General features: G+C 69.9%; 19 protein-coding genes. 2 read left to right on the forward strand and 17 right to left on the reverse strand.

What is annotated here, in order from left to right:
* Positions 1–20 precede the first annotated feature (20 nt).
* Entirely contained in the window at positions 21–2,324 is a 2,304-nt protein-coding gene (locus tag ACV7NO_RS07900; protein ID WP_463405456.1) for an acyl-CoA dehydrogenase, read from the reverse strand.
* A gap of 105 nt (positions 2,325–2,429) precedes the next feature.
* On the opposite strand from ACV7NO_RS07900, the gene ACV7NO_RS07905 reads away from it, so the two are divergent.
* Positions 2,430–3,539, forward strand: coding sequence for an acyl-CoA dehydrogenase family protein (locus ACV7NO_RS07905; RefSeq protein WP_463405457.1), 1,110 nt, complete (start codon positions 2,430–2,432; stop codon positions 3,537–3,539).
* Positions 3,540–3,618: 79 nt separating this feature from the next.
* On the forward strand, positions 3,619–4,824 hold the full coding sequence (locus ACV7NO_RS07910) for an acyl-CoA dehydrogenase family protein (RefSeq protein ID WP_463405458.1): 1,206 nt from the start codon (positions 3,619–3,621) through the stop codon (positions 4,822–4,824).
* Positions 4,825–4,925: 101 nt separating this feature from the next.
* Here the strand turns inward: ACV7NO_RS07910 and ACV7NO_RS07915 are convergent, their stop codons facing one another.
* The 16 genes from ACV7NO_RS07915 to ACV7NO_RS07990 form a co-directional block, all read right to left on the reverse strand.
* Positions 4,926–8,183 carry a TonB-dependent receptor gene (locus ACV7NO_RS07915; RefSeq protein WP_463405459.1) on the reverse strand — a complete coding sequence of 1,086 codons (3,258 nt, stop codon included), beginning with the start codon at positions 8,181–8,183 and terminating at the stop codon, positions 4,926–4,928.
* A gap of 102 nt (positions 8,184–8,285) precedes the next feature.
* The gene (locus ACV7NO_RS07920; RefSeq protein ID WP_463405460.1) at positions 8,286–9,446 is read right to left on the reverse strand and encodes a purine nucleoside permease; all 1,161 of its coding nucleotides are present in this window, start codon (positions 9,444–9,446) and stop codon (positions 8,286–8,288) included.
* Positions 9,447–9,503: 57 nt separating this feature from the next.
* Positions 9,504–10,514 (reverse strand): bile acid:sodium symporter family protein, encoded by a 1,011-nt coding sequence (locus ACV7NO_RS07925; protein ID WP_463405461.1) that lies wholly within the window; start codon positions 10,512–10,514, stop codon positions 9,504–9,506.
* Positions 10,511–11,524: an adenosine deaminase gene (locus ACV7NO_RS07930; RefSeq protein ID WP_463405462.1), complete on the reverse strand. Its 1,014-nt coding sequence runs from the start codon at positions 11,522–11,524 to the stop codon at positions 10,511–10,513. The genes ACV7NO_RS07925 and ACV7NO_RS07930 overlap by 4 nt, the downstream gene beginning before the upstream one ends.
* Complete coding sequence (gene guaD, locus ACV7NO_RS07935; RefSeq protein ID WP_463405463.1) at positions 11,521–12,813, reverse strand: guanine deaminase; 1,293 nt, start codon at positions 12,811–12,813, stop codon at positions 11,521–11,523. The genes ACV7NO_RS07930 and guaD overlap by 4 nt, the downstream gene beginning before the upstream one ends.
* Positions 12,810–13,775 carry a xanthine dehydrogenase accessory protein XdhC gene (gene xdhC / locus ACV7NO_RS07940; protein WP_463405464.1) on the reverse strand — a complete coding sequence of 322 codons (966 nt, stop codon included), beginning with the start codon at positions 13,773–13,775 and terminating at the stop codon, positions 12,810–12,812. Before xdhC ends, guaD begins: the two co-directional genes overlap by 4 nt.
* Positions 13,768–16,149 carry a xanthine dehydrogenase molybdopterin binding subunit gene (gene xdhB, locus ACV7NO_RS07945; protein ID WP_463405465.1) on the reverse strand — a complete coding sequence of 794 codons (2,382 nt, stop codon included), beginning with the start codon at positions 16,147–16,149 and terminating at the stop codon, positions 13,768–13,770. Before xdhB ends, xdhC begins: the two co-directional genes overlap by 8 nt.
* Positions 16,149–17,642, reverse strand: coding sequence for a xanthine dehydrogenase small subunit (xdhA, locus tag ACV7NO_RS07950; RefSeq protein ID WP_463405466.1), 1,494 nt, complete (start codon positions 17,640–17,642; stop codon positions 16,149–16,151). The genes xdhB and xdhA overlap by 1 nt, the downstream gene beginning before the upstream one ends.
* Positions 17,642–17,971 carry a hydroxyisourate hydrolase gene (gene uraH / locus ACV7NO_RS07955; RefSeq protein ID WP_463405467.1) on the reverse strand — a complete coding sequence of 110 codons (330 nt, stop codon included), beginning with the start codon at positions 17,969–17,971 and terminating at the stop codon, positions 17,642–17,644. Before uraH ends, xdhA begins: the two co-directional genes overlap by 1 nt.
* On the reverse strand, positions 17,968–19,389 hold the full coding sequence (locus tag ACV7NO_RS07960; protein ID WP_463405468.1) for an NAD(P)-binding domain-containing protein: 1,422 nt from the start codon (positions 19,387–19,389) through the stop codon (positions 17,968–17,970). Before ACV7NO_RS07960 ends, uraH begins: the two co-directional genes overlap by 4 nt.
* Positions 19,386–19,814, reverse strand: a complete 429-nt coding sequence (gene uraD / locus ACV7NO_RS07965; RefSeq protein WP_463405469.1) for a 2-oxo-4-hydroxy-4-carboxy-5-ureidoimidazoline decarboxylase — start codon at positions 19,812–19,814, stop codon at positions 19,386–19,388. The genes ACV7NO_RS07960 and uraD overlap by 4 nt, the downstream gene beginning before the upstream one ends.
* 148 nt (positions 19,815–19,962) lie before the next feature.
* A complete protein-coding gene (hpxZ, locus tag ACV7NO_RS07970) occupies positions 19,963–20,343 on the reverse strand; it encodes an oxalurate catabolism protein HpxZ (RefSeq protein ID WP_463405470.1) in 381 nt (126 codons plus the stop codon).
* Positions 20,340–21,218, reverse strand: coding sequence for an allantoinase PuuE (gene puuE, locus ACV7NO_RS07975; RefSeq protein WP_463405471.1), 879 nt, complete (start codon positions 21,216–21,218; stop codon positions 20,340–20,342). Before puuE ends, hpxZ begins: the two co-directional genes overlap by 4 nt.
* 142 nt (positions 21,219–21,360) lie before the next feature.
* Positions 21,361–22,542 carry a pyridoxal-phosphate-dependent aminotransferase family protein gene (locus tag ACV7NO_RS07980; RefSeq protein WP_463407308.1) on the reverse strand — a complete coding sequence of 394 codons (1,182 nt, stop codon included), beginning with the start codon at positions 22,540–22,542 and terminating at the stop codon, positions 21,361–21,363.
* A 37-nt stretch (positions 22,543–22,579) separates the two neighbouring features.
* Entirely contained in the window at positions 22,580–23,872 is a 1,293-nt protein-coding gene (locus tag ACV7NO_RS07985) for an allantoate amidohydrolase (protein ID WP_463405472.1), read from the reverse strand.
* Positions 23,869–25,443, reverse strand: coding sequence for a gamma-glutamyltransferase family protein (locus ACV7NO_RS07990; protein WP_463405473.1), 1,575 nt, complete (start codon positions 25,441–25,443; stop codon positions 23,869–23,871). Before ACV7NO_RS07990 ends, ACV7NO_RS07985 begins: the two co-directional genes overlap by 4 nt.
* Positions 25,444–25,453: the final 10 nt, after the last annotated feature.

Below are 25,453 nucleotides of genomic sequence, written 5' to 3' on the forward strand. Positions count from 1 at the left end.
CAGATCTACGTCATCACGCTCTAGGGCTGACGACTGGTTCCCGATCGCACCTCCCGGAAGGGCGTGGTGCGATCGATTTCGGGTTCGCGGGGGAGCCCGAGCACGCGCTCGCCGATGATGTTGCGCTGGATCTGGTCGGTTCCGCCGCCGATCGAGGTGAAATAGGCGTTGAGCGCGAGGAAGTTCGCGTCGTCCGCCTGCGGATGGTCGGGGCCTTCGAGGAGGCTTTCGGCGCCCAGCAACTGCGTGCGCAACGCGGCCTCGGCATGGAGGATGCGCGACATGGCGAGCTTGCCGATCGACATCGCGGACGAGGAGCTGCCCTGCGCGACCTCCGCCTTGGCGCGCACGGTGTTGAGGCGGTTGACCACGCGCCACCCGACGACCTGCGCGATGCGCTGGCGGAAGACGGGATCCTCGAGCCTTCCCGCATCGCGTGCGAGCTCGACGAGTGCGCGTTCTCCCTTCGCGCCGCCCTTGCGGGGGCCGCGCGCGGCGTCGCCCATCACCGAGCGCTCATAGGCGAGCGCGGTCTGGAGCACTTGCCAGCCCTGACCCGGCGCGCCGAGCATGTTGGCGGCGGGAACGCGCGCTGCGGTGAGGAAGACCTCGTTGAAATGCGCCTCGTCCGTGATCTGGCGCAGCGGGCGAACCTCTACACCGGGTTGCTTCATCGGGAGGAAGAAGAAGCTGATGCCCTTGTGCTTGGGCACATCCCAGTCGGTACGCGCGATCAGCATGCCGTAATCGGCGGTGGCGGCACCCGAGGTCCAGACCTTCTGCCCGTCGATGACGTAATCGTCGCCGTCAGGATCGGCGCGGGTGCGGATCGCGGCGAGATCTGAGCCGGCGCCGGGCTCCGAATAGAGGAGGCACATGCCCACTTCGCCGCGGAGCAGCCTGGGTACGACCTCGCGCTTGAACGCGTCGGTGGCGAAGGCGAGCGCGGTGTTGGCCCACAGGTTCGTGCGATCCTGCCCGGTGCCGGGGGCGCCGGCCGCGGCGAAGGCGCGCTCGACGATGCGGGCATCGGCGTCGGACAGTGCGCGGCCGCCCCATTCGACGGGCCAGCGGGGGACCGACCAGCCGGCGGCGTGGACCTTGGCGAGCCATGCGCTGCGGGGATCGCGGCCGAACTGTTCGGTCTGGGTGGGGATGTCCCCGGTCCAATTGTCCGCGAGCCACCGGGTGACTTCGTCGTGGAGCGCGGACGGTGGCTCGTCTCGCGTCGCGCCCGGAGTGGGGCGGGTTTCGACGGGCCCGGGGCGGGCGGAGGACAGCGCGGTGAGGAAGCGTTCGCGGTACTGGTCCGCGTCGCCGAGGAGCTGCGCGTTCGATCGGGCGCGGCGCAGGTAGAGGTGTGCGGGGTGGTCCCACGTAAAGGCGATGCCGCCATGGAGCTGGATCGCGGTAGCGGCGCAGTGGACCGCTGCGTCCTTCGTCGCGAAGGCGGCGAGCGCGATCGCCTCGTCGCGATCGGGAGCGTCCGTCGCCAGTGCGTGCGCGGCGTGGCGGGCGGAGGAGGTGGCGCCCTCGCTTTCGACGAGCATGTCTGCGGCCATGTGCTTGACCGCCTGGAAACTGCCGATCGCGCGGCCGAACTGGAACCGGTCCTGCGCATACCGGGTCGACAGGTCGAGCACGCGGCGGGCGATCCCGGCGGCCTCGCCCGCGAGCGCGACGCGCGCGGTATCGAGCGCGTGGGCGAGTGCTGCGCTCGCGTCTCCGGCGAGGCGGCGCGCGGGGGTGTCGACGAAGGTGACGTCGGCGAGCGGACGGGTACGGTCGAAGGTGGAGAGCGGGGTGACGATCAGGCCGGGAGCATCCCGGGCGACGTGATGGAGTCCGGCGTCGGTGGCGACGAGGATCGCGTCGGCGGACTTCGCGTCGAGGACGTAGCGGGCCGTGCCGGTGAGGCGATCGGCGTCGGCGCGAACATCGCTTGCGCCGGTGCGCCAGTCACCGGGCGCGACCGTGGCGATCGTCGTGCCCGCGGCGATCGCGGCGAGGAGGGCATCCTCACCCTCAAGGCGGGAGAGCAGCGCGGCGGCCATCGCGGTCGCGACCAGCGGGGCGCAGGCGAGCGCGGCGCCGGCTTCCTCCATCACCAGCTCGACTTCGATCGGGCCGAGGCCTGCGCCGCCGTGATCGGGGCTGACCAGCAGGCCGGCGATGCCGAGCTCCGCGAGCGCGCGCCAAAGCACCGGGTCCGTGCGACTGGGGGCTTCGATCGCGCGACGGACGTCCGACTCGCTCGCGTGGTCGGCAAGCAGGCGGCGGAGCGAGTCGATCAGCGCAGCGCGTTCGTCGGCGGTCGTGGGCATCGTCGCGCTCTCCATGGTGCGGCTCCGGAGCCGCTTGCAGTGGGCATAACAGATGTTATGGTTCGCGCAACATGGGGCAAGACCCCGCGGCAGGGGAGAATCGGCGTGAACTTCGATTATTCGGACGAGCAGCGGATGCTCAAGGACGAGGCGCGACGGTTCCTGGCGGCGCGGTGCGGCAGCGATGTGGTGCGCGGGGTGCTCGACGACGCGGGGACGGCCTATGATGCCGGACTGTGGCAGGCGGTCGCGGAGCAGGGCTGGATGGGGGCGGCGATCCCGGAAGAGCATGGCGGACTGGGGCTGGGGCATGTCGAGCTGTGCGCGCTGGCGGAGGAACTGGGGCGGGCCTGCGCGCCGATCCCGTTCGCCTCGACGGTGTATTTCGTTGCCGAGGCGCTGATGCTGTTCGGATCGGAGACGCAGAAGGCCAGGTGGTTGCCGCGGATCGCGCGCGGCGCGGTGATCGGCGCATTCGCGACCAGCGAGGGCGCAGGGCCGGTGACGCCGGGATCGATCGCGACGCGCGTCACGGGCGGGCGCCTGTCGGGAGAGAAAATCCCGGTGACCGACGGCGACGTGGCGGACGTGATCGTCGTGCTCGCGACGGACGGGCTGTACCTGGTCGAGCGGGGCGAGGGCGTGACCGCGGACGTGCTGGAGACGCTGGACCCGACGCGCAGTGTGGCGCGCGTGACGTTCGCCGATGCGCCCGCCGAGCGGCTGGGCGCGGGTGGGAACGGGAACGGAGGCCTCGCGCAGATGGAGGCGGTGTTCGATCGTGCGGCGGTGCTGCTGGCGTTCGAGCAAGTCGGCGGGGCGGACCGGTGCCTCGACATGGCGAGGGCCTATGCGTTGCAGCGGCATGCGTTCGGGCGTGCGATCGGCGGATATCAGGCGATCAAGCACAAGCTGGCCGATATGTACGTGAAGACCGAGATCGCACGCTCCAACGCCTATTACGGCGCATGGGCGCTGAACGCGGGCGCGGCGGAGCTGCCACTGGCGGCGGCGACCGCGCGGGTCGCGGCGAGCGAGGCGTTCTGGTTCGCGGCGAAGGAGAATATCCAGACGCATGGCGGGATCGGCTTCACCTGGGAGGCGGATCCGCAGCTCTATTACCGGCGGTCGCGACAACTGGCGCTGGTGGCGGGAGCGCCGGGGATCTGGCGCGAGCGGCTGGTGGACGCGCTGGAGCGGCGCAACGCAGCGTGATTGGGCCCGATTTCTCCACCCGTTCGGGTTGAGCTGTCCGACCAGCGCAGGACGAACGGTTTTTTTGCGGAGACGTCAGATGGACTTCGAAGATTCCCCCGAGGAGGCGGCCTATCGCGCGCAGGTGCGCGCGTGGCTCGACACCAACGTCGCCGAGCACAAGGCGTCGGCGCCCGACGACGATCTCGCACGTGGGCGGGCGTGGCAGGCGCGCAAGGCGGCGGCGGGCTATGCGCAGATCACCTGGGCGAAGGAGGCCGGCGGCGGCGGGGGAACAGCGATCCAGAGCGTGATCTTCGGACAGGAGGAAGCGCGCCGGAACGTGGCGACCGGGCATTTCACGATCGGGCTCGGCATGTGCGTGCCGACGGTGATGGCCTATGCGGATGCCGCGACGAAGGCCCGGTTCGTGGGCCCCGCGGTGCGCGGCGAGGAGATCTGGTCGCAATTGTTCTCCGAACCCGCGGGCGGCAGCGACGTCGCGGCGATCCGCACGCGTGCGGTGCGTGACGGGGACGACTGGGTGGTGAACGGCCAGAAGGTGTGGACGTCGGGCGCGCATTACAGCGACTATGGCATCCTGCTGGTGCGGACGAACCCCGACGTGCCCAAGCACAAGGGGCTGACGATGCTCTGGGTGGACCTGAAGTCCCCCGGGATCGAGATCCGGCCGATCCACCAGATGTCCGGCGGGTCCAACTTCAACGAGGTGTATTTCACCGACGTGCGCGTTCCCGACGCGCAGCGGCTGGGCCCGGTCGACGGGGGCTGGACGGTGGCGCTGTTCACGCTGATGAACGAGCGGCTGGCGGTGGGCGGCGGCGGCGGCGTGGGTCCGGCGGACATCCTGAAGCTGGCGCGCGAGATCGATGGCCCTGCCGGTGCGCTGGTCGCGGATCCGGCGTTCCGGCAGCGGCTGGCGGACTGGTGGGTACAGGCGGAGGGACTGCGCAACACGCGGATGCGCACGATGACCGCATTGTCGCGCGGGCAGGTGCCGGGCCCCGAGAGCGCGATCGGCAAGATCATCGCGGCGGCGCAGTTGCAGGAGATCGGCAACGCCGCGATCGAGGCGATGGATCAGTTCGGGATCATCGCCGACCACAGGGTGACGAAGGCGAAGGCGCTGTTCCACTCGGCGACCATGAACGCGCCGGGGCTGAGGATCGCGGGCGGAACCGACGAGATCCTGAAGAACATCATCGCGGAGCGAGTGCTGGGCCTGCCCGGCGAGATCCGGGTGGACAAGGATGCCGCGTTCCGGGACTTGCCGGTGGCGCGGTGAGGGTTTTGATCGTTCCGATCCGCAAGGGCTGGGGGCCAGCTACAGGCTGGTGGAGGGGTGTCGCGCTATCGTGAGCGCGATACCCCTCCGTCAGGCCTTCGTCAGAACTTCAGCTTGGCGCCCACGCGCAGGGACCAGAGCGAGGCGCGGGTCTGGTTGGTGATCGTGGGGTTGGAGAAGTTGGAGTAGCGGTACTGCGCGCACTGGTTCGCGCCGCTGGCAACGCACGATACCGTGACCACCGAGGCGAGGTACGGGAAGTTGACCTGCTCGAGCGCGCCCCAGTCCTTGTCGATGAAGTTCAGCACGTTCTCCATGTCCGCGAACAGCGTGATGCGTGCGGGGACGAGCGGGAGCGGGATTTCCTGATCGACGTGGAGATCGACCTTGAACCAGTTGGCTGAACGCTGGGAGTTCTTCTTGAGGATCGTGCCGCGCTTGTCGCCGAGGCCGTAGGCGTCGACCAGCGCGTTGAACGCGGTCTCCGTCGCGGCGCTGTCGAACACTACTTTGGTGTCGCCGACGGTGGGTACGTAGAGCAGGTTGCGGTTCGTCGCGCCCGATGCGCCGTAGACGAGGCCGTGGCCGTTCGACTGGAGATCCGTCATCGTCAGCGAATAGGGCAGGCCCGAGCGCAGCTCGCCGAACAGGCTGAAGCGCGTCTTGTAGTCGCCGAAGAAGGCGTGGTCATAGTCGAAGTTGAACTTCCAGCTGTGCTTGATCTGGTAGATCGAAGTCCCGTAGGCGGCGACGTTGGCGTCGACCGTGGGGTTCTGACCATAGGTGCCAGAGCCCGTCGTGCCGTTCATCGAGGACTGGTCCTTGATGTCCTGGTACGTATAGCTGCCGCCGATCGACAGCCCGAAATCCCACTGCTTGTCGAACCGCGCGACGGTGACGAGCGAATGGCCGAGCTGGCTGTTCGTCAGGTACAGATCGGTGTTGGCGCCGGCGGTGAGCGAGGCGTAGCGCGGGCGGCCGTCGGGCGTCAGTCCGATATTGCGCAGGCGCAGGTCGTAGTAGATCGCGGCGTTCTTGGTCCAGCCGTAATAGATGTCGCCGCCGATGTTCCAGCCGTCACCCAGCGGCCCGAGGTTCGCCTTGTAATCCGCCGACAGGCTCGACTTCCACGTCGAGGGCAGCTTGAAGCCGGGATCGAGCGCGTTGACCGGGGAGAGCGCGATCGCGCCGGTGTTGGTGCGCAGATAGTTGGTCAGCTCGTTGCTGAACGACGTGCCGGTGACGCCCGTCAGCGCCGCTGTGCAGACCGTCGGCGTGGGCAGCGTGCACGTGCCGTCGGCGTTGCGCTGGATCGTCACCGAGTTGGCGAGCACGCCGTTGACCGAGAAGCTGTTGCCGACGAACACGTCGGGGCTGCCGCCCGCGAACAGGCCGATGCCGGCGCGCACCCTCAGCCGGTCGACCGGGGTCCAGGTGGAGGACAGGCGCGGCTGGAGCGCGATCTTGCCGTTGAGGTTGCCGGTGTTCGACAGGTTGTAGCGGTTGAAGAACGCCTGGTTGAGCAGCGGGCGGCTGTTCATCCGGTAGAGATCGGCGCGATAGCCGGCGGTGACGTTGAAGGTCGACGACGGGTCCCACGCCGCCTGTGCGCCGACGGTGAACTGGTCGTACTGGAAGCTGGCGAGGATGTCGTTGAGGTTGCCCGAGATCGATCCCTGCAGCACGACGCTGCCCGCGCGGCGTGCCTGGAGATCGGCGACCGAATCGAAATAATAGGTGCCGAGCGCGTTCGCCGCGAAGGCGTTGGCGATGTCGTAATGCTCCCACGCGCCGGTGAGCTTGAACGACAGGTCCTCGATATTCCACTTCACCGCGACGTCGCCGCCATATTGCTTGGTGCGGACATAGTTGAAGTGGCGGAACTGGTCCGGCCCGAAATAGAGGCGGGCGGCGCCGGGGGCCGAGGCGGAACCCTGCGAGCAGGTGAAGGCGTTGGCGTTGGCCGCGCCGTTCTGCTGCGCGGTCGCGGTGGGATCGAGGCACACCTGGAACTGGCTGAACGGGAACGCGCCGAACGGGGCGGGGGTGAGATCGTATTTGCGGTAGTTGCCGCGGATCTGCGTGCTGAGCGTGTTGGTCCATTCCGAGTTCAGCTCGCCGACGAAGCTGTCGACTGTCTCGGGACGCAGATAATTGTTCGAGGTGAGCGTCAGCGCGGGCGATGCGGCGTTGATCGTCGAGAAGCCAGACGTCGAGCCGACCGACCCCTTGTTGTGGATATAGGTGAGCGACAGGCGTTGACCGGTGGTGATGTTCCAGTCGAGCTTGGCGGTGTATTTCTCGTCTGTTTCGGGAACCGAGCGATATACCCCGCCGGTGTTGTAGCTGTAGACCGACTGCGCGATGCTGCCGATATTGTCGACCTGTCCCGCCGTCAGGTTCGGTATCGCGGTGCCGACGCCGCCGATGCCGAAGTCGGTCGGCTGAGATTCCTCCAGCCGCTCATAGGCGAGTGCGAGGAACAGCGTGTCCTTGATGATCGGGCCGGACAGGAAGCCGCCGTAATTCTTGCTGGTGAAGTCGAGATTCTGGCGCAGCGCCTTGGTCTGCTTCCCCGTCAGGCTGTCGTCATTATAGGTGTAGAAGGCGCTGCCCGTCAGTGTGTTGCCACCCGAGCGCAGGACGAGATTGATCGCGCCTCCCTGAAAGTCGCCTTCCGAGATGTCGTAGGGCGCGATCTTGACCGAGAGCTGCTCGATCGCGTCGAGCGGAACGGGTCCGCGGCTGGTCGGCAGGCCGCCGACGTTGAGGCCGAAATTGTCGCCGAAGCGCAGGCCGTCGACCGAGAATTTGTTGAGCCGTGCATTCTGGCCCGCGATGATGACGCCGCGGCTCTGGCCCGGATCGATCGTCGCCATCGGATCGCGGCGGACGATGTCGCGGATATCGCGGCGGGTGGAGGCGACGCCCTCGATCGCGCGGCGGTCGAGCACGGTCGTGGGGCCTGCGCCGAGATCGGTCGCGCCCGACTTGGCGGCGGTGACGACGATGTCGGTCTGCCCGGTTTCGAGCGCGATCGGCAGACGCAGCGGCTGGCCCGCGGTCAGCTGGATATCGGTGATGCTGCTGTCGGCGAAGCCGGCGGCGGTGACGTCGACCTCGAACGGGCCGCCGATGCGAAGGCCCGAGGCGGTGAAGTTGCCGCCGGCGTCGGTGGTCGCGACGTTCTTCGTGCCGGAGGGGACGTGGATGACGGTGACCGAGGCGCCCGCGACGGGGGCGCCGTCGGGCGCGGTGACGGTGCCGCGAATGCTCGACGACGTTTCCTGCGCGAAGGCGGGCGTGGCCGCACAGGCGATCGCGGCGATGCAGACGCCGGCGTTCAACAGATGACGCATGATGATTCCCCTTTTATCGATGTTCGTAGAGCCACTGGCGGGCGGCCTCTCGTTGGGGCCATCTCCGCATCGGGCATCCTCCTGCCACGAACGTGCGTCGGTTCAGTGACCGGGCATCGGACCCTCCGCCGTCTGGGGTGGGGCACCGGGATAGCGTAGCGGCTGCGCGACCGCGCCGCGCGCCGCGACGTCGGGGTCGGGGCCGCCGGGGACCGTGTCGCGGTAGCGCGGCCAGTCCGCGGCGATCGTGTCGACGACCTTGCCGCCGACGCTGAAGGCGGCGTCGAGCGACGGCTGGAGCGCGGAGAGGCCGGTCGATTCGCCGATCAGGCTTTCCGCCGCGCCTTGCCCTGTGGGCTGGACCGAATAGTTGCTGCCGGTGCGCAGGACCATCAGCCGCTGTGGATCGGCGCGCCCGATCCGGCCGAGCATGTAGAGCGCGCCCGCGACGCCCGAATCCTCCATCGCGGTCATCACGAAGGGTTCGCCGCGGTTCGTCCAGTAATCCGCCCAGCGTTCGAAATGCGTGTTGAGGAGGGTGCCGTGCCAGAAGGTCTGGCCCGTGATCTCGGTGCCCTTGAGGACCGAGGGGGGCTTCGTCGCCTGCGGATAGGCGGCGAATCCCTTGCGGATTTCGGCGAGCACGGGAGTGTCGGCGAGCGGGATGGCCTTGGTGAGCGCGTACGCCCAGTCGCGCAGCCCGGTGTTGAGCGGGAAGAGGTTGTAGCTGGTGTCCTCGGGGCGGGGCGTTTCGTAGGGCGTCTTGCGGCCGCGTGCGAACATCCCGGTCGTCCAGCCCTCCGGCGCCTCGCGCGGGTCGACGGCATAGCCGTAGTCGCTGTCGACGACGTCGCCGATCCAGGCGGCGGAGCCGACCGAGGCGTGGTTCGGGTTTACCCCCGCGATCGCGGCGATCAGCCAATAGGCCTTCGTCAGGTCGAAGCGCGGATCGAGACCGAGCGCCATCGTCGAGGCGGCGGCGCGGTTCGTACCGATGCCGGTCGACAGGAGCAGGATCTGCTTCTTGGGATCGTAGCGCAGGTGGCGGAAGCCGGCGGGGAAAGGGATCGGCTGTGGCGTGACGCCGGCCCAGGCCTGGAACTCGCCCGCGGCGTCGCCGGTGTCGGCGCCGATCTCGAACGCGGTGACGACCACGACCCGCACCGGGAGGGGGCGGACGGGCAAGGGCGCGGTCTGCGCGAACGCCAAAGTCGTCGCGGTCAGTGCGACGAACAGTGCGGCAATGAAACGGAAAACCCCCACTTGGCCCTCGCATGTTTGCGGTTGGGCCTCCCCCGGACTCGCGCCGTGTTTCCGGCGCTATGAGACAAGGCTATCAGATCGTTGCGGGGCCGCAAGCGGTTCTTGCGGCAGTGCGGCATAGCGCCGCGCGATGAAGGCGCACGCGATCAGCTGGATCTGGTGGAACAGCATGACGGGCAGGAGGACGACGCCCACCTGTGCTGCCGGGAAGAGGACGCCCGCCATCGGGACGCCCGAGGCGAGGCTCTTCTTCGAGCCGCAGAACAACAGCACGATCGCGTCCTCGCGCGGGAGGCCGAGCAGGCGACCGAGCAGCAGCGTGAACGCGAGGACCGCCGCGAGCAGAACGACGCACACCGCGAGGATCAGCGCGAGGTCCGCCCCCGACAGCTTCGACCACAGCCCCTCGACCACCGCCGCGCCGAACGCGGTGTAGACGACGAGCAGGATCGAGCCGCGATCGACGATCGTCAGCAGCGGCTTGTGCCGCGCGACGAACCCGCCGATCCACGGGCGCAGCAGATGCCCCGCGACGAAGGGGACGAGGAGTTGCAGCACGATCGCCTCGACCGAGGCGAGCGCCGACGCACCGGTCATCGTGCTGACGCCCCCCATCAGCAGCGCGACGAGCGCGGGGGTGACGAGGATGCCGAGGAAGTTCGACAGCGACGCGCTGCACACCGCCGCCGCCACGTTGCCGCGCGCGATCGCGGTGAACGCGATCGAGGACTGGACGGTCGAGGGCAGCAGGGTGAGGAACAGCAACCCCGCCGCCATCGGCCCGGTGAGGAAGGGCAGCGCGTCGAGCCCGAGTCCGAGCATCGGGAAGACGATGAAGGTGACGGCGAGCACCGCGGCATGGAGCCGCCAGTTGCGCGCGCCCGCGACGATCGCCTCGCGCGACAGCTTGGCACCGTGGAGGAAGAACAGCAGCACGATCCCCGCATCTGCTGCATAGCCCGCGTACGTCGCCCAGATGCCGCGCGCGGGGAGCAGCGAGGCCAGCAGCACCGTTCCCAGCAGCATCAGGACGAACGGCTCGAAGACGGCGAGGACGCGTCGTATCATGCGGCGGCGACCAGATGCGCGTCGACCGCGGCGACGTGGCTGGCGATCGTCGCCTCGTCGAGGAAGGCGCCGCGGAAGCTGTTGCGCGCGAGCTCGGCCATCTCGGCGCGTTCCATCTGGCGCGCGCGCGCGACGGCGCGGTAGTTCTCGCCGATCTGGCCGCCGAAATAGGCGGGGTCGTCCGAATGGATCGACGCGCGCAGCCCGAAATCGAGCATCCGGTCGATCGGATGATCCTCCAGCCGTGCGACGTTGCGCAGCGCGACGTTGGAGAGCGGGCAGACGGTGAGCGCCATCTGTTCGGCGACGAGACGGTCGATCAGCTTGCTGTCCTCCAGCGCGCGATTGCCGTGGTCGATGCGGTCGACCTTCAGCACGTCGAGCGCTTCCCAGATATATTCGGGGGGGCCTTCCTCCCCGGCGTGCGCGCACAGCTTCATGCCATCGGACTTGGCGGCGGCGAAGACGCGCGCGAACTTCGACGGCGGGTGGCCGACTTCGGAGGAATCGAGGCCGACGCCGATGATGCGGCCGAGCCACGGCTGTGCCTGCTTCCACGTGTCGAACGCGGCGTCTTCGGAGAGGTGGCGCAGGAAGCTGAGGATCAGCGAGGCGGTGAGGCCGTGCTTCGTCTGCGACTCCTCGATGCCGGCGAGGATGCCGCCGATCGCGATGTCGAACGGGATGCCGCGATCGGTGTGCGTCTGCGGATCGAAGAAGATCTCGGCATGGCGGACGCCGTCGGCGGCGGCCTTGTCGAAATAGGCGTTGGTGAGGTCGCGGAAATCCTCCTCGGTCACCAGCACCGCGGCGCCGGCATAATAGATGTCGAGGAAGCTCTGGAGATCGGTGAACTGGTACGCGGCGCGAACCTCCTCGACCGAGGCGTAGGGGATCGCGATGCCGTTGCGCTTCGCGAGCGCGACCATCAGCTCGGGTTCGAGCGAGCCCTCGATATGGAGGTGGAGCTCGGCCTTGGGGAGGGTGGTGAGGAACTCGTCCTTGGTCATGTCGTGTCCTGTCGTGCCAGATCCGGTCGGGAATGCGCGCGTCTACCACGCAGATAGGTCGCTGCCACCGCGCGATCGTCGCCGAGGATCTGGAGCGCGAACAGCGTGTCGGCAAGCGACGCGCCCGCGGTGCGGCGCGCGAGGAGCGGGGTGGCGGCGGGATCGAGGACGACGAAGTCCGCCTCGTGCCCCGGCCGGAGCGCGCCGACCTTGTCGTGGATGTTGAGCGTGCGTGCGGCCCCGGCGGTGGCGAGGTGGAGCGCGCGGAAAGGATCGAGCGCAGTGCCGCGCATCTGGCCGACTTTGTACGCCTCGCCCTGAGTCGCGAGCATCGAGAAGGTCGTGCCCGCGCCGACATCGGTGGCGAGGCCGGTCTTCACGCCGTGGCGATCGACGCGCGCGAGATCGAACAGGCCCGAGCCCAGGAACAGGTTCGAGGTGGGGCAGAAGGCGATGCCGCTGCGCGCCTCGGCCAGCCGCCCGAGCGCGCGATCGTCCATGTGGATGCAGTGCGCGAAGACCGAGCGGTCGCCGACGAGGCCAAAGCGGTCGTAGACGTCGAGATAGTCCGCCGCCTCGGGAAAGCGCGCGGCGACCGCGGCGATCTCGTGCGGGTTCTCGGCGAGGTGGGTGTGGAGCAGCGCGTGGGGGTGCGCGGCGAGCAGCGCGCCGGCGTCCGCCAGCTGCGCGTCGGACGAAGTGAGCGCGAAGCGGGGGGTGATCGCGTAGCCGAGGCGACCCTTGCCGTGCCAGCGCGCGATAAGCGCTTCGGTATCAGCGCGACCGTCCGCGACGGTGTCGCGCAGGATTTCGGGGCCCTGGTCCATCAGGACCTTGCCGCTGATGAGGCGCATGTCACGCGCGAGCGCGGCTGCGAACAGCGCGTCGACCGAGGTGGCGTGGACGGTCGCGAAGACGAGCGCGCTGGTGGTGCCGTTGCGCAGGAGTTCGTCGCAGAAGGCGGTGGCGACCGTGTCTGCGTGCGCGCGATCGGCGAAGCGGGCTTCCTCGGGGAAGATGTGGCGGTCGAGCCATTCGAGGAGCTGGTCGCCGTGCGAGGCGATGCGATCGGTTTGTGGATAGTGGATGTGCGCGTCGACGAAGCCGGGGACGACGAGCTTGCCGGGGAAGTGTTCGGTCGGGACGTCGGAGAAGCGCGGGGCGAGGTCGGCGTGGGGGCCGAACGCGAGGACGTGGCCGTCCTCGACGACGAGGAGGCCGTCGGGGTGGTGGATCGGCTCCGCGTCGGGGACGGTGAGGAGGGCTGCGCGGATGGCGGTTCGGGTCATAGCGACAGGAGCTGCGCAAGGGTGGCGATGGCGATAATGGCGGGATCCTTGCCGGGAATGCCGGGGATGCCGATCGGGCAGGTGAGGCGCGTGGCGTCGATGCCGTCGGCGGCGAGGCGGGAGAGGAAGCGGGCGCGCTTGGTCTGGGAGCCGATCAGGCCGACGAAGCGGGCGGGCGATGTGAGCGCGGCGGCGGCGAGGCGATAGTCGAGCGCGTGATCGTGGGTGAGGATCAGAGTCGCGGCGTCGGCTGGCGCGGTGCGCGCGCACGCGACCAGCGCGTCCTCGGTATCGATCGTGACGCCGGGGGCGTCGTGGTCCGCGCGGGTGTCGAACCAGGCGAGGGTGAAGGGGAGGCCGGGGAGACGTTCCGCGATCGCGCGGCCGACGTGGCCGGCGCCGTAGAGGTGGAGCGCCCGGCGAGGGGTATCTGCGGGTTCGATGTAGGCGGTGCCGGGGGTGGGGAGGGGGCCTCTCGCCGTCATCTCAGCCTTGGCCGTATCCCGGCTGAGGCCGGGGTCCAGTCCGGACGGATCATGCGCGGCAACGCAGTCGGCGCTGCGCGCCGAGTCTGGGCCCCGGCCTTCGCCGGGGTATGGCACTCGCTGGATCGCTGTTTCGCCTAGAATTGCAAGTGTCGGGTTTTCGGTTACCCATTCGACATCTGTAATGCTCTCCACCAGTAGTCGCACGCGTCCGCCGCAGCATTGGCCGAGTAGTGGCCCCAGCGGGTAGTCCTGCACGCGCCATGTGCCGGCCGGATGCGACAGGATCGCGCGGGCCTGGTCGACTGCGCGGTATTCGAGGGCGCCGCCGCCGATCGTGCCGTGTTGCGTCCTGGCGGTGACGACCATCCGCGTGCCTGCGCCGCGGGGGGCTGAGCCTTCGGTGGCGAGGATGGTGACGAGCGCGGTCGGGCCGTTCGCGAGCGCGGCCTTCGCGAACGGGGTCCAGTCAGGCATCGCGGAGCGCGTCGATCGCGGCGAGGATGCGTTCGGGGGTGGCGGGGGCGTCGAGCCTTGGCAAACCCTTGCCCGGCGCGGCGGCAGCGACCGCCTCGGTCAGCGCGCAGAAGACCGAGATGGCGAGCATGAAGGGCGGTTCGCCGACCGCCTTCGAGCGGTGGATCGTCGGTTCCGCGTTGCGACCGGGTTGCCAGAGGCGGATGTCCATGCGGCGCGGGCGGTCGTTGGCGGTGGGGATCTTGTAGGTGCTGGGCGCGTGGGTGAGCAGCCGGCCGCGTTCGTCGTATACGAGCTCCTCGGTCGTCAGCCAGCCCATGCCCTGGACGAAGCCACCTTCGACCTGGCCCAGATCGATCGCGGGGTTGAGCGAGCGGCCCGCGTCGTGGAGGATGTCGACGGCGACGACGCGGTGCTCGCCCGTCAGCGTATCGATCACGACTTCGCTGAGCGCGGCGCCGTACGCGAAATAGAGGAACGGGCGGCCGGCGTGCGTCTTGCGGTCGTACGCGATCTTGGGGGTCGCGTAGAAGCCGGTGGCGGAGAGCGAGACGCGGGCGAGATGCGCCTGGCGGCAGAGTGTGTCGAAGTCGATGCTTTCGCCGGGGGCGGCAGCGCCCTCGGGGGTGAAGGCGATCGTGTCGGCGGCGACGCTCCAGCGGTCCGCGAGCATCGCTGTCAGGCGGTCGCGGATCGTGGTCGCGGCGTTGTACGCGGCCATGCCGTTGAGGTCGGCGCCCGACGAGGCGGCGGTAGCCGAGGTGTTGGGAACCTTGTCGGTGCGCGTCGACGTGACGCGGACGCGGTCGACGGGAATCGCGAAGACGTCCGCGACGATCTGCTGGATCTTGACGTGGAGGCCCTGCCCCATCTCGGTGCCGCCATGGTTCACCTGCACCGATCCGTCGGCATAGACGAGGACGAGCGCGCCCGCCTGGTTCAGATGCGTGGTGGTGAAGCTGATCCCGAACTTGACCGGGGTGAGCGACAGGCCCTTCTTCAGGACGCTGTGGGTGGCGTTGAACGCATCGACCGCATCGCGGCGTTCGGCGTAGCGGGCGCGGGTGGCGAGGTCCTCGATGAGGTCGGGGGCGACATTGTCCTCGACGGTCATGTGGTAGGGGGTGACGTCGCGGCCGGCACCATAGAGGTTCGCCTGACGGACGGCGAGCGGATCGAGCGACAGGTGCGCGGCGATCGCGTCCATCACGCGCTCGATCGCGAGCATCCCCTGCGGGCCGCCGAAGCCGCGAAAGGCGGTGTTCGAGACGGTGTGCGTCTTCAGCCGGTGGCTGACGATCTCGACCGCGGGGAGATAATAGCAATTGTCGGCGTGGAACATCGCGCGGTCGTTGATCGCGGGCGACAGGTCCGCGGTGGCGCCGCAGCGCGAGGCGAGGGTGAGCCGGATGCCCTCGATGCGGCCGGCGGCGTCGAACGCGACGTCGTAGGCGGTGTCGAACTCGTGGCGCTTGCCGGTTACGCCCATGTCATCGTCGCGGTCGGCGCGGAATTTTGCGGGGCGGCCGGTCTTGGCGGCGACGAGCGCGCAGGCGACCGCGAAGGCGGACCCCTGCGTTTCCTTGCCGCCGAAGCCGCCGCCCATCCGGCGGACCTCGACGGTGACGTCGGCATGGCTGCGCTTGAGGACCTTGGCGATCAGGTGCTGGACTTCGCTGGGGTGCTGCGTGGAGGACAGGACGTGGACCTGGCCGTCCTCGCCGGGGGTGGCCATCGCGGCCTGGCCCTCAAGATAGAAATGCTCCTGCCCGCCCATTGCGAGCGTGCCGGCGATACGGTGGGGGGCGGCGGCGAGCGCGGCGTCGGCGTCGCCACGGCGCATATATTGCGTGTCCTCGATCGTGGAGCCGGCGGCGAGCGCGTCGGCGATCGTGACGAGAGCGGGGCGCGGTTCCGCGATGACCTGGCCGAGGCGGGCGGCGCGGCGGGCGGCGTTCGTGCTGGTCGCGGCGACGAGGAACAATGGCTGGCCGGGGTAGAGGATCTCGCCGTCTGCGAGCAGTTTGTCGTCGCCGAAGACGGGGCTGACGTCGTTGACGCCGGGAATGTCCGCGGCGGTGTAGACCGCGACGACGCCGGGCGCGGCGCGGACAGCGGCGAGGTCGAGCGCGTCGAGGCGGGCGTGGCCGTCCTGCGCGAGGCCGAAGGCGAGGTGGAGGAGGCCGGGGGGCTCGGGCAGGTCGTCGACATAGCGCGCGGTGCCCGCGACGTGCGCGGGGGCGCTGTCGTGGGGGACGCTGGTGTGTACCCTGTGCGTGCGGGCGGCCGTCGCGTCGCGGGGCGTTGCCTCCGCGGTGCCGAGGGGGGGCAGGTCCGGATCGACGCCGCCACGGTTGAAGGGGCTGTCGGGCATCACAGCGCGTCCGCGAAGAGGTCGACGGGTTCGCCGCTCGCCTCGATCCACAGGCGGCGGAGGAGGTTGGCGGCGACCTTTAGCCGATAGGCGGACGAGGCGCGCAGGTCGTCGAGCGGGGCATAATCGGTGGCGAGCGCCTGGGCGGCGCGTTCGATGGTGGTCCAGCGCCAGTCTTGGCCGACGAGTTCGGCCTCGGCGGCGGGCGCGCGTTTGGGGGTCCCGGCCATGCCGCCGAACGCGATGCGCGCGGCGGTGATGCGGCCACGCTCGATGGTAAGCGCGAAGGCGGCCATGACGGCGGAGATGTCGCTGTCGAAGCGCTTGGAGATCTTGGTCAGGCGGACCAGCGCTTCGGGGGCGGGGCGGGGGATGGTGACGCTTTCGACGAACTCTCCGGGCTGGCGGTCCTGTTTGCCGTAGGACAGGAAATAATCCTCGAGCGCGAGCGTGCGGCGGGTGTCGCCGCGGCGCAGCGTGAGCGTGGCGCCAAGCGCGATCAGCACGGGAGGCATGTCGCCGATTGGGGAGCCGTTGGCGATGTTGCCGCCGATCGTGCCGCTGCTGCGGACCTGCACCCCGCCGATGCGGCGGACGAGGCGGCCGAGCTCGGGGTGGAGACGGGTGAGCGCGGCGTCGGCGTCGACGTAGCGGACGGCGGCGCCGAGGGTGAGCGCGGTGTCGGTTTCGTCGATCGTGCGCAGGTCCGGGATATCGGCGATGAAGGCGACGGGGCCGAGCGCGCGGTGTTGCTTGGTGACCCATAGGCCGACGTCCGTGGCGCCGGCGACGAGGCGGGTTTCGGGGTGGGCGAGGAGGAGGGCGGCGAGTTCGTCGGTGGTGGCGGGGGCGTGCCAGTCTTGCGGGGCCGTACCCCGGCGGAGGTCGGGGTCCAAGTCTTCAGCGGAGCCATGCGCGGACGCGTCTTCGGCGCTGTGCGCCGAGTCTGGGCTCCGGCCTTCGCCGGGGTGCGGTGCGTTTGGGTATAGCGAATCGAGCAACGCTATCGTGGTCGCATCGTCACGTGCAGCGGGCGGCACCGCGTCGCCAGCCGCAAGGATCGGGCCGTAGCCGGTGCAGCGGCACAGGTTGCCCGACAGCGCGTCGCCGACCGGCACGTCCATGCCCGCCGCGCCGAGGCTGCGTGCGTGGAGCGCCATGACGATGCCGGGCGTGCAGAAGCCGCATTGCGAGCCATGGCGCGCGACCATCTCGTGCTGGATCGGCGCGGTGCCGGCGAGGCTTTCGACCGTCATCACCGCCTTGCCGTCGAGCATCGGCACGAAAAGGATGCAGGCGTTGACCGCGCGCCAGGCGATGCCGCTATCCGTGCGTTCGCCGACGAGGATCGTGCACGCGCCGCAATCGCCCTCCGCGCAGCCCTCCTTGGTGCCGGTGCGACGCAGGCGGTAGCGGATCAGGTCGAGGACGCTGTCGGTCGCGGCGGCGTCGGTCTCCACGATCTCGCCGTCGAGAAGGAAGCGGACGATCATCAGCTGCCCCGGTAGGTTGAATAGGCGAAGGGGGAGACGAGCAGGGGGACGTGGTAGTGCGCGTCCTCCGCGATGCCGAAATCGATCGCGACGATGTCGAGGAAGGGCGGATCGGGGAGCGCGACGCCGCGGGCGCGGAAATAGTCGGCGACCGAAAATTCGAGGCGGTAGCGGCCGGGTGGGATACTGTCACCGGCGAGGCCGGGGCAGCGGCCGTCGGCGTTGGTGGTGCCGCTGGTGCTGATGCCCTCGCCCGACAGGTGGACGGCGAGGCCGGCGGCGGGGCAGCCGTGCGCGGTATCGAGGACGTGGGTGCTGAGCGTGCTCATTCGGTGGCGTCCGGAAGCGGCCAGCGAAGGGTGAATTCCTCCTCCGCATAGGCGTGATAGTCGGCGAGGATCGCCGCCTCGTCGTCGAGGAAGAGCTGGTCTGCGACGCCCTTGGCGAGGCGGGGCAGCGCGTATTTGAGGCCCGAGAGCGCGGCGGCGGACAGGCCGTGGCTGATGAGCGCGGAATAGTTGAACGCGAACAGGCCGTGGAGCGCGGCGGCGTCGGCGGGCGCACGCGGGGTGAATTCGAACGCCGGGCCGAGATAGGGGTGCGCGTCGATCACCGCGCTGGCGATCGCCGCAGGCGCTTCGTAGCGATCGGACCAGCGCGCGATGCGATCGGCGACGAGGCGCAATTCGGGGCGGAGCGCGGGATCGGTGACGAGGCCGGTCGACAGGACGAGGAAGTCGTAGTCGAGGACGCCGTGCGGCGTGGTGACCGCGACCGCGTCGCCCCGCTCCTCGACCGTCAGCCACGGGCTGCCCGTCACCAGCGCGAAGCCGTCGTGCGCGGAGGCAGCCTCGAACATGTCGACCGTCGGCGGCTGGTTGCGCGCGAAGAAGCTGGCCATCACGTCGTATTTCGCGGCGTCGTCAAACGCGGGGTAGCGCGGCATCAGGCCGACGCCTTCCATGAAGCGGATCGGGTTGACGCGGGGGAGTTCGGCGCGGCGGATATGGACGTGCGCCTGCGCGACCCCGGCCTCCAGCGCGGCGGTGGCGTTGTCGAACGCGGAGGCGCCGCCGCCCAGGATCGCGATGCGCTTGCCCGCGAGACGCGTATAGTCGACTGCCTGGCTGGTGTGCGCGTAGCGGGTTTCGGGGAGCGCATCGGAGACGAAGGACGGCACGTGCCACTCGCCGCCGCCCTGGATGCCGGTGGCGAGGACGACCTTGCGTGCGTCGAGCGTGTCGCCGCCGGCGAGGTAGAGGCGGTGGACGCCGTCGTCGAGCGGCTCGACCAGCATGACCTTCGCATCGTTGCGGACGGGCAGCGTGAGAACGCGGCGATACCAGCGCAGATACGCCATCCAGTCGCGGCGCGCGATCTTGCCGAGCGCGTCCCAGCCGTGCGCGCCGTGCTGCGCCTCCCAGAAGGCGCGGAAGGTGAGGTTGGGGATGCCGAGGTCGATCCCGGTGAGCGACTTGGGCGTGCGCAGCGTGCGCATCCGGGCATAGGTGTCCCACGGACCTTCGTAGCCGGCGGGGTTCTCGTCGAGGACGAGGATGTTGGACACGCGCTCTCGCTGGAGCGCGAAGGCGGCGCCGAGGCCGCTCTGGCCGCCGCCGATGATGGCCACGTCGAGGGTATCGGCGCGGGGGCGGGTCCAGTCGGGTTTCGGATGGTCGAGCAGCGCGAGGTCGTGCGCGACGCGGGCTTCGAGCGCGGCGAGGTCTCCAAAGGGGGCGGGCGTCATGCGGCGTCCTCCAGCCGGAGCTTCGTGATGCGGCCGATCTCGGCGAGCGCGGTCGCGATCTCGGTGGCGCGGTCGTTGGCGAGGCGTGCTTCCATCGCGGCGAGGATGCCCGACTTGTCGGTCAGCCGGACGCAGATGATGAAGGGGAAGGCGAATGTCTCGCGATAGGCGGCGTTGAGCGCGTGGAAGCGGGCATACTCGTCTTCGCTCAGGCGATCGAGCCCGGCGGAGGCCTGTTCGGCGGCGGACGCGTCGGTGAGCTGGACCTTTTCCGCGAGTTCGGGGTGCGCGCGGATGAGCGCGAGCTGTTCGTCGGGCGTGGCGGCGTGGACGACGGCCATCAGGTCGGTATGGCGGTCGCCGGACGACGGGGCGGCGTCGGCGCGCGCCTCGACCCAGGGGGAATGTTCGAAGAGCGCGGTCATTTCGCCAGACCTGTTTCCGTTCGTTTCGAGCCCTTCGACTGCGTGCGAAGGCAGGCGTTCATAACAGGCCAAGGCCGCGAAACGTCTTCCGGACGCTGCGCATCGTTTCTCGACTTCGCTCGAAACGAACGGGTGGGGTGGGGACGCATCATGATCCGCTCCCTTCGAGGCTGACATGTGCGGAGACGATCTTCCAGCCATCGGCGAACTTCGCCCAGGCCTGCGTCTGGCGACCGCGGCGGTCGCTGCCCTGGCGGAAGAACTCGGCGTCCGCGGTCGCGAACGCGTCGCCATAGGTGGTGATCGCGACGCGGCCGAGCGTACGCTGCGGCGAGCCGCCGCGACCCTTGCGGAAGTCGCGGATCGCATCGATGCCGTAGAGGACTTCGCCGACGCCGTAGCGGTTGGTGGTGGGCGCGTCGTGGAACAACGCGTCGAGTGCGGTGAGGTCGTCCGCCATCAGCGCGCGTTCATAGGCGTGGAACGCGACGGTGACTTCGGCGAGCGGCTGGGGGTCGTTGACGATCATGCGGGGTGTACCTGCCGCCAGTGGTGCGCGATGTCTATGCGGCGCGCGATCCACGCGTCGCCGCTGTCGACGACGTGATCGACGAAGCGGGCGAGCGCACGGGCGCGGGCGGGCCGGCCGGCGATACGACCGTGGAGCCCGATCGACATCATCCGGCCGCCCTCCTCGCGGAGCTGGTCGAAGGTGTCGCGCAGATAGGCGAAGAACTGCTCGCCCTCGGTGAAGCCGTTGAGCGCGACGAACTTCATGTCGTTGGCGTCGAGCGTGTAGGGGACGATCAACTGCCCCGATTGCGCGTAATAGGGCAGGTCGTCGGCATAGCTGTCCGCGTCGTAGATGAACCCGCCTTCCTCGGCGACGAGGCGCGCGGTGTCGGGGCTGGTCCGGCCCTGATACCAGCCGAGCGGGCGGGCGCCGGTGAGGCGGGTATGGAGCGCGATCGCCTCCGCGATGTGCGCGCGCTCGGTCGCTTCGGGGACGGTCTGATAATCGATCCAGCGCAGGCCGTGGGTGGCGATTTCCCAGCCGGCGTCCTGCATCGCCGCGACCGCCTGCGGGTTGGCTTCCATGGCTTTCGCAACGGCGAAGGCGGTGACGGGAACGCCGCGCTGCGTGAAGAGGCGGTGGAGGCGCCAGAAGCCGGCGCGCGACCCGTATTCGTAGAGGCTCTCCATCGCCATCGCGCGCGCGGGGTGGCTGGCCGCGCCGACCATTTCGGAGAGGAACGCTTCGGACGCCGCGTCACCGTTGAGGACGCTGTTCTCCGCGCCCTCTTCGTAATTGACGACGAAGTTCACCGCGACGCGCGCGCCGTTCGGCCAGCGCGGGTCGGGGGGCGTGGGGCCGTAGCCGGTGAGGTTTCGCGGTGCGTTCACGGTCTATCCCGTCCGATCCCGCGAGCCCGTTCGTGTCGAGCGAAGTCGAGAAACGCTATAATGGAGCCTGGGACACGTTTCTCGACTTCGCTCGAAACGAACGGGGATGGGTTGGCCAAACGAGTCGGCGCGCGCGTGCCGCTCATGCCGACCACGCCGCCAGCGCCGCATCGACGCCCGCGCCCGCGGGAGTGGCGTGGCCTTCCGCGCGCAGCACCGCTTCCAGCGCCGCCAGCGTGTGGAGCACCTTGTGGAGCCTTGCATTGTAGCCCATCGCGCCGATCCGCCAGACCTTGCCCGCGAGCGGGCCGAAGGCGGTGCCGATCTCGATCTCCCATTCCTCGCGCATCCGGGTGCGGACGCGTTCGCCGTCGACGCCTTGCGGGATGTGGATCGCGGTGACGTTGGTCATCCGCGTCGCGTCGGCGCCGAACACCGTCAGCCCCATCGCGCGTGCGCCCGCGGTGACGGCGCGGCCGGCGGCGGCGTGGCGTTCGAACCGCTGTGGCAGGCCTTCGCCGAGCGCGATGCGGGCGCACTCGCGCGCGCCGTAGAGCATCGTCGTCGCCTCGGTATGATGGTTCAGGCGCTTGTCGGACCAGTAATCCATGACCATCGCGAGATCGAAATAGTTCGACCCGATGCGGCGGCCGGTGCCGTCCGCGATGTCGGCGCGCGCGATGCCCTTCTCGACGTGGCGACGCGCCATGATGTGGTCCGCGGCGCGATCGGAGATGGTGATGGGGGCGGAGCCGGAGGGGCCGCCAAGGCATTTCTGCAGGCCGCCCGTCACGATATCGACGCCCCAGCCATCCGCCTCGATCGGCATCCCGCCGAGCGTCGCGGTGGCATCGACATAGCTGAACGCACCCGCCGCGCGGCACAGGTCGCCGAGTCCGGCGAGGGGTTGCGCCATCGTCGTCGAGGTGTCTCCGTGGACGGTGGCGACGAGGCGGGGACGCGTGCGCTCGATCGCGGCGGCGATCGCCTCCATCGGCACGGTTTCTCCCCAGGGCGCATCGACGGTTTCGACCGTCGCGCCGATGCGCTCGCCGATCTCGGTCAGGAGCAGGCCGAAGCGGCCGAAGTTCACGACCAGCAGCGTGTCGCCGGGCGCGAGAACGCTGACCAGCGACGCCTCGATCGCGGCACGGGCGGTGCCGTCGATCAGGAAGGTCCAGGGGTTGGCGGTGCCGAAGACGGGGCGGTAGAGCGCCATGACCTCGTTCATGTACCCCGTCATCTCGGGATCGAACTGGCCGAGCAGATCCGCGGACATCGCGCGCAGCACGCGCGGGTGCGCGTTGACCGGGCCGGGGCCCATCAGCAGCCGCTGGGGGGGATCGATCTCTCCATATAAGTCAGGCGTCACGGGTCTGGTCCAGTTTGTCGAGGAAACCGAGCATCGCGGCGAGCGCGATCTCAACGTCGGCGGGGTCGACCGCCTCGGCGGGGTTGTGGCTGATGCCGCCCGCGCAGCGCACGAACAGCATGACGGTCGGGCAGAGCGCGGCCATCACCATCGCGTCGTGCCCCGCGCCGCTGACGAGACGGAACGGCGGCGTGCCGGCATCCTGCACCGCCGCGGCGAGTGTGTCCATCAGGGCGGGATCGCAGGGGCTGGCGGGGAGATCGTGGATCTGCGCGTGATCGAGCGCGATGCCGCGGGCGGCGGCGATGTCGGCGAAGGCGGCGAGGATCGCGTGCGCGGCGTCGTCGCGGGCGGGCTGGTCGCCCGAGCGGACGTCGAGGGTGAAATCGACGCGGCCGGGGATGACGTTGGGTGCGCCGGGGGAGGGGCTGAGGACGCCGACGGTGGCGACGACGTCGGCGCGCGCGCGGGCGACGGTTTCGGCGGCGAGGACCATCTCGGCGGCGGCGGTGAGCGCGTCGCGGCGGAGCGGCATCGTCGTGGTGCCGGCGTGGCCGGCGGTGCCGGTGACGGTGAGCTTGTAGCGGAGCTGCGCGGCGATGCCGGTGACGATGCCGACGGGCAGGCCGGCGGATTCGAGGACGGGGCCTTGTTCGATATGCGCCTCGAGATAGGCGAGGATGGTGTCGGGAGAGCGTCTGGCTTCAAGATAGTTCGAAATGCGTAGGCTGTCGAAAGCTGGACGCGGCGCGTCCGGATCATGCATTTCGTAGTTGAACGCGCGAAGAGCCTCTCGAAGCGTTACGCCATTATTGTCGGCGACGGTTAGCGCGTTTGCCTCCAGCACCCCCGCGACCGCCTTGCTCGTCAGCATCGCGGCGGGGAAGCGCGAGCCTTCCTCGTCGCCGAACGCGTAGATTTCGATCGGGAAGCGCAGGCGGCGGCCCGCGGCGTGGAGCGCGGCGACGCATTCGATGCCGAGCATGACGCCGAGCGGTCCGTCGTAGCGGCCGGCGTCGCGGACGCTGTCGATGTGGCTGCCGATGACGAGCGCGGGGGCGGCGGGGTCGGTGCCTTCGTAGCGGCCGATCAGGTTGGTCGCGGGGTCGAGGCGGACGTCCATGCCGGCTTCCGCCATCCACCCGGCGATCGCGCGCTGGGTCTCGGCGAAGGCGGGGGTGAGCCACGCGCGCAACAGCATGTCGGGGGCGTCGCTATAGGGCACGACGCCGAGCGCGTCGCAGCGCTCCACCGCGCGCCGACCGCTTCCGGGGGCGCTCAAAACGCCGCCACCTGGCCGTCGCTGCGCGGATCGGTCGCGCCTTCGAGCGCGCCGTCGGCATGGCGGACGATCGCGCCGGCATGGCCCATCGTGGCGGTGAAGGGGGCAAGCAGCTCGACCTGGTGGCCCGCGGTGCGGAGCGCTTCGACGACGTCGGGGGCGAAGCGGTCCTCGAGCTTGAGGCTGGTCGATACGTCGCCCCAGGTGCGACCCAAGAGCCAGCGCGGGGCGGTGATCGCCTCCTGCAACGGCACGCCGAAGCGCGCGTAGCGGGTGAAGAGCGCGGCTTGCGTCTGCGGCTGGCCCTCGCCGCCCATCGTGCCGTACGCCATGGTGCGACCGTCGTCGAAGACCGCGAGCGCGGGGTTGAGCGTGTGGAACGGCTTGCGACCCGGGCGCAGCGCGTTCCAGCCGTCGGGCGCGAGGCGGAAGCTGGCGCCGCGATTCTGCCAGGTGATCCCGGTGCGCGGCAGGACGAGACCCGAGCCGAACTCGAAATAGGTCGACTGGATCGCGCTGACAACTTGTCCGCGACGGTCGGCGGCGGCGAACCAGCAGGTATCGCCGAGCTGCGGCGGTTGCGGCCAGGGGAGCGCGGTCGCCGGATCGATCCGCGCGGCCATCGCGTCGAGGCGGGCGGGGCTGTCGAGGAGCGCCTGCGGGTCGTCCTCGATGAAGGCGCGGTCGCCGCAGTGGGTGTCGCGCCAGAGGAACGCCTGCTTGGTCGCCTCGACGAGGCCGTGGATGTGCGCGAAGCCGTTGGGGGCGTCGGCGGCAAGGCGATCGAACAGCGCGAGGATCAGCAGCGACGCGATGCCCTGCGTCGGCGGGGCGGTGTTGTAGAGGCGCGCGCCGGTGATGGGGACGGTGAGCGGTGCCGGGCGGGTCGCGGCGTGCGCGGCGAGGTCCGCGCGGGAGACGGGCGCGCCGAGCGCTGCGAGATCGGCGGCGATGTCGGCGGCGAGCGCGCCGGTATAATAGCTGTCGAGGCCCTCGCTCGCGAGGCGACGGAGCGTGTCCGCGAGCGCGGGCTGGCGCAGGAGGTCGCCCTCGCGCAACGGGCGGCCTTCGGGTTCGTAGGTGGCGGCCCACGCGCCGGGCTGGCCGCGCAGCTCGGCGCCTTTGGCGGCGGCGATCTCCGCGCCGCCGCGGGTGACGCGGACGCCCGCCTGCGCGTGGTGGATCGCGTCCTTGAGCAGGCGCGCGAGGGGAAGCGTGCCGCCCTCGAGCGCCGCGGCCCAGCCCGAGACGGTGCCCGCGACGGTGTTCGCCGCGAGAGGCCCGCGCCACGGCACCGTGTCTTGCCCGGCGTAGAGCGACAGATCGGCCGCCGCCGCCGCGCCACCGCAGGCGTCGATCGCGTGGACATGGCCGTCCGGCTCGCGGATCAGCCAGAAGCCGTCGCCGCCGATCCCGGTCATGTGCGGATAGACCGCGGCCAGCGTCGCGGCGACCGCGACCGCGGCTTCCGCCGCGGTGCCGCCGTCGCGCAGGATGCCGAGGCCGGCCTGCGACGCCAGATGATGGGGGCTGGTCACCATCCCCCGGTCGCCACGCACGCTGTGGAGCATCAGTCGGCCC

This window comes from Sphingomonas sp. Ell38C01, from assembly GCF_055231975.1.